Source organism: Brachyspira pulli, assembly GCF_036997785.1.
In the GTDB taxonomy this organism is placed as follows: Bacteria; Spirochaetota; Brachyspiria; order Brachyspirales; family Brachyspiraceae; genus Brachyspira; species Brachyspira pulli.
In genome coordinates, this window is the sequence record NZ_JAWLQI010000042.1 from 22,072 (window position 1) to 29,190 (window position 7,119).

Here is a 7,119-nt window from a genome sequence, read left to right on the forward strand (position 1 = left end):
TAAATATTATGGAGTTTATATATGTACGATATTGAAACTAATACTTTTACTGGCAAGTTATGCTTCAAAGCAAAAATGAGAAGAAATATTAGAAATTCTTTAATATATATAAAGAAGAATGGTCTTCAAAAATTTCTTACTGTAGTAGCACTTCTTATATTATATGTATTTTTTGTTATAGCAGGAAGAAACTTCTTCACATTTGATACATTTTCATTGATATTAAGAAACTCATATTTTATTGGTTTTTTAGCTATAGGTGTAACATTTGTTATTATAACAGGCGGTATAGATTTGTCCATTGGTTCTCTATCTCTGTTTGCCGCAATGGTTGGTGGTGTTTTAATAACTAAGTTCCAAGTTCCAATGTGGGCTATTATTATTATAGTAATAGCTGTAGCAACTTTAGGCGGATTTATTAATGGATTCTTAATTTCATATTTCAATTTGCCTCCATTCATTGCTACATTAGGTATGCTTATGGTTACTAAAGGTTTATCTGGTATAGTTTCAAAATCTCAAACTATATACTACCCTACTATAACAGACCCTCAATATGGTTGGTTCAGAGTATTATTTAATGCTACAGAATCTAATTTCCCATCTGGTTTTATAATGCTAGCAATATTTACTATAATATCTGTAATAGTATTAACTAAAACTATAATAGGAAGATATATATTTGCTTTAGGAAGTAACGAAGAAGCAGCAAGACTTTCTGGTATAAAAACTAATAAATGGAAAATAATAGCCTATACTATAGCTGGATTTTTCTGCGGTTTAGGCGGTTTAGCATTTGCTGCTAGTTATTCAAGCATAAGCCCTGGAGCAGGTCAAGGTTATGAATTTGATGCTATAGCAGGTGTAGTTATAGGCGGTACTTCTCTTTCAGGTGGTGTTGGTTCTATAATAGGTACAATAATAGGTGTATACATAATGTCTGTACTAAAAGTAGGTCTTCCTTCTGTAGGTGTTGAACAATTCTTCCAATACTTTACTATAGGTATAGTAGTTATTATAGCAGTACTTATAGACGTATACAGAATAAAAATGTCTAACAAAGTTAAAAAAGTAGATGTTAAAAAAGAAAGACTAGAACAGTTAGAGGAAGAAATAGAAGCATTCAGAATCAAAATAGACTATATGATATCAGATAATACTAAAGATTATTCTAAAGAAATATCTGAAGTACAGTCAAAAATTAATAATTTAATAGAAGAAAAGAAAAAAATAAAGTAAAATAAAAACAAACAAAATAAAAAAGGAGAATAAAATGAAAAGAATTTTATTACTAGCTACTACTTTAATTGGCTTAACAGTTATGTTAGCAAGCTGCGGAAACAAGGAACCATACATAGCTGTTGTTTCTAAAGGATTCCAGCACAAGTTCTGGGTAACTGTTAGAGATGGTGCAGAAGCTGCTGCTAAACAAAACGGTGTAAAAATCAGTTTTGTTGGCCCAGAAACAGAATCTGACTCAAAAATACAACAAGACTTATTAGATAGTGAAATCAACAAATCACCTGATGCTATAGCATTTGCTGCTGTAACAGGAGACTTCACTGAACAAATTAAAAGAATAAAAGAAAAAAATATTCCTTTAATCGGTTTTGACTCTGGTATATTACCTGATCAAGCTCAAGGTGCTGTACTTGCAACTGCTTCTACAGATAACAGAGCTGCTGCTGCTATAGTTGCTGACAAAATGTTTGAAGCTTTAAAAACTAGAATAGCTGCTTTCTCTTCTGCTAATAAAGCTAAAATTGCTGTACTTCAATTAGATAACTCTGATACTGGTATAGGAAGAGCTGAAGGTTTCGTAAAAAGATTCACTGAATTAGCTGATGGTGATGCTACTACTGCTGGAAAATATACTTTACAAGTTATAGTTCCTACTACTCAAAATGAAGCTGACATAGCTAACGAAGTTAACGCTTTAAGAGGAAAAAGCTGCTTAGGTATATACTTATCTAATGAAGCTATGGCTAGAGGTTTCTTAGTAGTATACAAAAGTGCTGAACCAGGTGCTGCTAACACTATAATCGGCGATGCTCAAGACGGCGGCGATTTAGTAGCTATGGGATTTGACTCTGGTAAACCTCAATTAGACGCTATAAGAAGCGGAATAATACAAGGTTCTGTTACTCAAGACCCTTATAGCATTGGTTTCCAAGCTGTAACTTTAGCTTATAAAGCTTCTAAAGGCGAACCTGTAGCTAACGTTGACACTGGTGCTAAATGGTATGATAAAACAAATATTGACGATCCAGAAATAGCTAAATTATTATACGAATAATTTTATTATTCAAAACGGAGGATTTAAATTATTATGTTTAGAATGCAAAATAATTTACCAAAAGTAGGTATTAGACCTGTTATAGATGGTAGAAGAAATGGTGTTAGAGAATCTCTCGAAGACACTACTATGAATATGGCTAAAATAGCTGCAAAACTCATAGAAGATAATATTAAACATCCTAGCGGAGAAAAAGTTGAATGTGTAATAGCTGATACTACAATCGGCGGTGTTGCTGAAGCTGCTAGATGTCAGAAAAAATTTGATGAAAATAATGTTAAATTAACTCTTACTGTTACACCTTGTTGGTGCTACGGTTCAGAAACTATTGATATGACTCCTGCTATACCTAAAGCAATTTGGGGTTTCAATGGTACTGAAAGACCTGGTGCAGTTTATTTGGCTGCTGCTGATGCTGGTCATACTCAATTAGGTTTACCTGTATTCTCTATCTATGGTAAAGATGTTCAAGATGCAGGCGATGAAAATATTCCTGATGACGTAAAAGAAAAAATACTTAGATTCGTAAGAGCTGGTCTTGCTGTTGCTACTATGAAAGATCAATCTTATATAAGTATGGGATACGTTGCTATGGGTATTATGGGATCTATGGTAGACGCTGAATTCTTACTTGACTATTTAGGAATGAGAACTGAATTTGTAGATATGAGTGAAATCAAAAGAAGATTAGAACTAGAAATCTATGATAAAGAAGAATTCCAAAAAGCTTGGGAATGGGCTAAACAATGTAAATTCGGAGTTGATAAAAATAAAGTACAAGCTACTCCAGAAGAAAAAGAAAAAGAATGGGCTACTTCTATAAAAATGGCTATGATTATGCGTGACTTAATGGTAGGAAACCCTAAGTTAGCTGAAATGGGATATATAGAAGAAGCACAAGGTCATAACGCTATAGTTGGCGGTTTCCAAGGTCAAAGACATTGGACTGACTTTATGCCTAATGGCGACTTTGCTGAAGCTATTCTTAACTCATCTTTCGACTGGAACGGTATAAGAGAACCTTATGTAGTTGCTACTGAAAATGACTCTTTGAATGGTCTTTCTATGTTATTTGCTCACTTATTAACAAGCAGATCTCAATTATTTGCTGACGTTAGAACTTATTGGAGCCCTGAGGCTGTAAAAAGAGTTACTGGTAAAGAACTTACTGGAAAAGCTAAAGATGGTATCATACACTTAATCAATTCCGGTGCTGCTTCTTTAGACTGGACTGGCGAACAAAAAGTTGATGGAAATCCTGCTTTAAAAGAATTCTGGAACATCACTGAAGAAGAAGCTAAAAAATGTCTTGATGCAACTCATTTCTCTCCTGCAAGCAGAGAATACTTTAGAGGAGGCGGATTCTCATCTACTTTCTTAACTAAAGGTGAAATGCCAATGACTATAATCAGACTTAACTTAGTTAAAGGTTATGGCCCAGTACTTCAAATAGCTGAAGGTTATGCTGTTAATATCGATGAAAGTATATTTGATCCTATTAACAAAAGAACTGACTCTACTTGGCCTACTACTTGGTTTGCTCCTATACTTACAGGTAAAGATTCTTTCAAAGATGTTTATTCTGTAATGAATGATTGGGGTGCTAACCACTGTGCTGCTGCTTATGGTCATATAGGTGCTGATTTAATTACTTTAGCTTCTATGTTACGTATACCTGTAAGCATGCATAACGTTAGTGAAGATAGAATATTTAGACCTAAAGCTTGGAAAGCATTCGGTACAAAAGATTTAGAAGGTGCTGATTTCAGAGCTTGTAAACATTTTGGACCATTGTTCGGAAAAGTTTCTAAATAATTTAATTAATACATATTTATAGTCCCATTTAATATGTAAATATTAAATGGGATTTTTATTAAAATTATAGCTATAAGGATTTAATATGTTAAAAGGAATAGACCCTGTTGTTTCTCCAGAACTATTAAAAATTTTATGTGAGATGGGACATGGAAGTGAAATATTATTCGCTGACGGAAATTTCCCTGCTCATGATTATAATGTAAAAAAAATAATAAGACTTGATGGTATAGATATACCTACAGTTTTAAAAGCAATTATGCCTTTATTTCCTTTGGATACTTTTGTAGAAAGCCCTGTTGTATTAATGCAGCCTAATGCTGATTTTGGCAGAGAACCTGATGTATGGGCTAAATATAAAGACATCATTGGAAAACATCAAAAAGTAAATTATGAATATTTGGAAAGATTTGCATATTATGACAGATGTAAAAATGTTTATGCTATTGTTGCTACAAGCGAATTAGAAATATATGCAAATATTATACTTAAAAAAGGTGTAATTTTCCCAGACAAAAAGTAATTACCCCAAAATATAAATTTTTTAAACAAGCCTTTAAGTAAAGTTAAAGGCTTGTCTTTTTTAATCAATTTATTAAACAATATAAAAATCAATAAGCAGAAATTGAAGAATCAGTCCTTCCATCGCAGCCTGCAAAGTAAACATTATTATCATTTTTCATTATAACTTGACCGCGTCCAAAATATCCAAAATTTGTAATATGAGACTTTTTAGTAACATTATGTCCTAATGATGAAAGTTCTGAAAATAACATATCATCGAAATTGTATTCTAATTCAATATTCTTCTCCCCTACCCATTGCCATCTAGGTTTATCTAATGCCGCTTGAGGATTCAAATTATGGTCTATTAAATTACTCATAACTTGTAAATGTCCCTGAGGCTGCATGAAAGCTCCCATCACACCTAAAGCTGCATAAGGTTTTGAGTCCTTACATATAAATGCCGGTATTATTGTATGATAAGGCTTTTTGTGAGGGGCTATAAAATTATCTGAATTAGGATCTAGTGAAAAATTAGCTCCTCTATTTTGTAATGCTATTCCTGTTTCTGGAATTACTATACCAGAACCGAATGCACAGTAATTACTTTGTATATAAGAAACCATATTACCGTAACTATCTGCAGTTGCCAGATATACTGTATCGCCTGATGAGAATATATGATTTATAGGTTCTAATGCTTTATTTATTCTTATTAATGAAGCTCTTTTAATAGCATATTCTTTTGAAAGCATTTCTTCAATAGAAGTTTTCATGTGATAAATATCAGCAACATATTTTTTTGTGTCTATGAATGCCAATTTCAATGCCTCTATTTTATAATGAGTACTTTCTAGCGGTGTCAAATCTTTTAAATCAAAATTAGATAGAATATTTAAAGCCATTAATACTGTAATGCCATGTCCATTAGGCGGAATTTCATAAATATCGTATCCTCTGTAATTGGTTGTTATAGGAGTAACAAATTCTGGATAATATTCATTTAAATCTTCTTTAGATAAATATCCTCCATACTTTTTCATAAATGCATCTATCTTTTCAGCATACTCTCCCCTATAAATACATTCTGCATTTGTGTTTCCTATATCTTCTAAAGTTTTGGCATGATATGGAAGTTTAACTATTTCACCAAGTTCAGGAGTTCTTCCATTAAAAGTAAAGGTATCAAACCAATATCTAAACTCTTCTTTTTTTAATTTATCAGATTCTTTTAAATATACATAATAAGATTCTTTCCAATCAAGAGCGACTTGAGGCTGAACAGCATAACCTTCATTAGCATATCTAATAGCAGGTTCAAGCACATCTATAAGTTTTAATTTACCGAACTTTTTTACAAGAGTTGCCCAAGTTGCTGGTATTCCTCCAACTGTTACAGGCAAAAGTCCGTAAGTAGGCATTTGATCAAGATTAAGCGACAATATTTTATCAACATCTAAATTCTTTGGAGAGAATCCGCTTCCATTGATAGCATACAAATTATTTTCAAAATTAATTATAGAAAAAGCATCGCCTCCCAAACCGTTTGAAGTAGGCTCAACAACTGTAAGTGCAGCTGCTGTTGCAATTGCCGCATCAATAGCGTTTCCGCCTTTCTTTAATATTTCAAGTCCAGCCTGAGAAGCTAGTATATTGCTTGTAGAAACTATATTTTTTCCAAAAACTACATTTCTTTTAGATGGGTAAGTATTATCATAAAAATCCATAATAAAATCCAATACTTTTATTTTTATTTACTTAGTTAAGTATAATGAAAGGATTAGATTTTGTCAAAATATTTTTTAATAATGTTTGATTAAAACTTAAAAAATTATTTTAGTATGAGATATTTTATAAATATTAATAATGAATAAGAATTTAATTATTAACTTTTTGTATATACCTAAACAACTATATTTTGTCAAAAATAAATTTATATTTTTGTTTTTATATCTGGGGCTTTGCCACAGACCCCACTTCTTTTGCGACCGAAGGAAGTACTGTAAGTATTGCCACAAAGAAGCAAAAGGGCTACATTTTAGCTTAAATTAATAATCTATCTTACATGTAATACTATTTTAGTATGATTTAGTACTAATGTTATACTTGCACTTTTTGGTTCTTTTTGCGGTGGGAAAAAGAACAATAAAAAAATTGACAAACTTAAAAATTTTTAGTATATACCTAAACAATTATATTTTGTCAAAAATAATTTTTTTAAATTTTAAATATCTGCAGGGCTTTGCCCTTACGAAGTACACAGCGTGCAGCACCCCACTTCTTTTGCGACCGAAGGAAGTACTGTAAGTATTGCCACAAAGAAGCTATATCCTCGATAAACTCGGATACGCTTCGCGAAGGGCTACATTTTAGCTTAATCTTACATGTAATACTATTTTAGTATGATTTAGTACTAATGTTATACTTGCACTTTTTGGTTCTTTTTGCGGCGGGAAAAAGAACAATAAAAAAATTGACAAACTTAAAAATTTTTAGTATATACT

At 31.9% G+C, this 7,119-nt stretch carries 5 protein-coding genes; 4 read left to right on the forward strand and 1 reads right to left on the reverse strand.

Annotated elements, in window-relative coordinates; all coding sequences use genetic code 11:
• The first annotated feature begins 21 nt into the window (after positions 1 to 21).
• The 4 genes from R4K56_RS09945 to R4K56_RS09960 all read left to right on the forward strand — a co-directional run bounded on the left by R4K56_RS09945 (position 22) and on the right by R4K56_RS09960 (position 4,634).
• Positions 22 to 1,239, forward strand: a complete 1,218-nt coding sequence (locus tag R4K56_RS09945; RefSeq protein ID WP_335773052.1) for an ABC transporter permease — start codon at positions 22 to 24, stop codon at positions 1,237 to 1,239.
• A gap of 34 nt (positions 1,240 to 1,273) precedes the next feature.
• Positions 1,274 to 2,296, forward strand: coding sequence for an ABC transporter substrate-binding protein (locus R4K56_RS09950; RefSeq protein WP_335757626.1), 1,023 nt, complete (start codon positions 1,274 to 1,276; stop codon positions 2,294 to 2,296).
• Positions 2,297 to 2,329: 33 nt separating this feature from the next.
• Positions 2,330 to 4,111: an L-fucose isomerase gene (locus R4K56_RS09955; protein ID WP_335770517.1), complete on the forward strand. Its 1,782-nt coding sequence runs from the start codon at positions 2,330 to 2,332 to the stop codon at positions 4,109 to 4,111.
• Between the two features lie 85 nt (positions 4,112 to 4,196).
• The gene (locus R4K56_RS09960) at positions 4,197 to 4,634 is read left to right on the forward strand and encodes an RbsD/FucU family protein (RefSeq protein WP_335757624.1); all 438 of its coding nucleotides are present in this window, start codon (positions 4,197 to 4,199) and stop codon (positions 4,632 to 4,634) included.
• Between the two features lie 88 nt (positions 4,635 to 4,722).
• On the opposite strand, the gene R4K56_RS09965 is transcribed toward R4K56_RS09960, so the two are convergent.
• On the reverse strand, positions 4,723 to 6,342 hold the full coding sequence (locus R4K56_RS09965) for a gamma-glutamyltransferase family protein (RefSeq protein WP_335773053.1): 1,620 nt from the start codon (positions 6,340 to 6,342) through the stop codon (positions 4,723 to 4,725).
• Between the last annotated feature and the right edge of the window lie 777 nt (positions 6,343 to 7,119).

What these genes read in the sequence shown, in the direction of transcription:
- R4K56_RS09955 (WP_335770517.1), top strand. Translation starts at nt 2,330, where the DNA reads ATGTTTAGAATGCAAAATAATTTACCAAAAGTAGGTATTAGACCTGTT.
- R4K56_RS09965 (WP_335773053.1), bottom strand. Translation starts at nt 6,342, where the DNA reads ATGGATTTTTATGATAATACTTACCCATCTAAAAGAAATGTAGTTTTT.
- R4K56_RS09945 (WP_335773052.1), top strand. Translation starts at nt 22, where the DNA reads ATGTACGATATTGAAACTAATACTTTTACTGGCAAGTTATGCTTCAAA.
- R4K56_RS09950 (WP_335757626.1), top strand. Translation starts at nt 1,274, where the DNA reads ATGAAAAGAATTTTATTACTAGCTACTACTTTAATTGGCTTAACAGTT.
- R4K56_RS09960 (WP_335757624.1), top strand. Translation starts at nt 4,197, where the DNA reads ATGTTAAAAGGAATAGACCCTGTTGTTTCTCCAGAACTATTAAAAATT.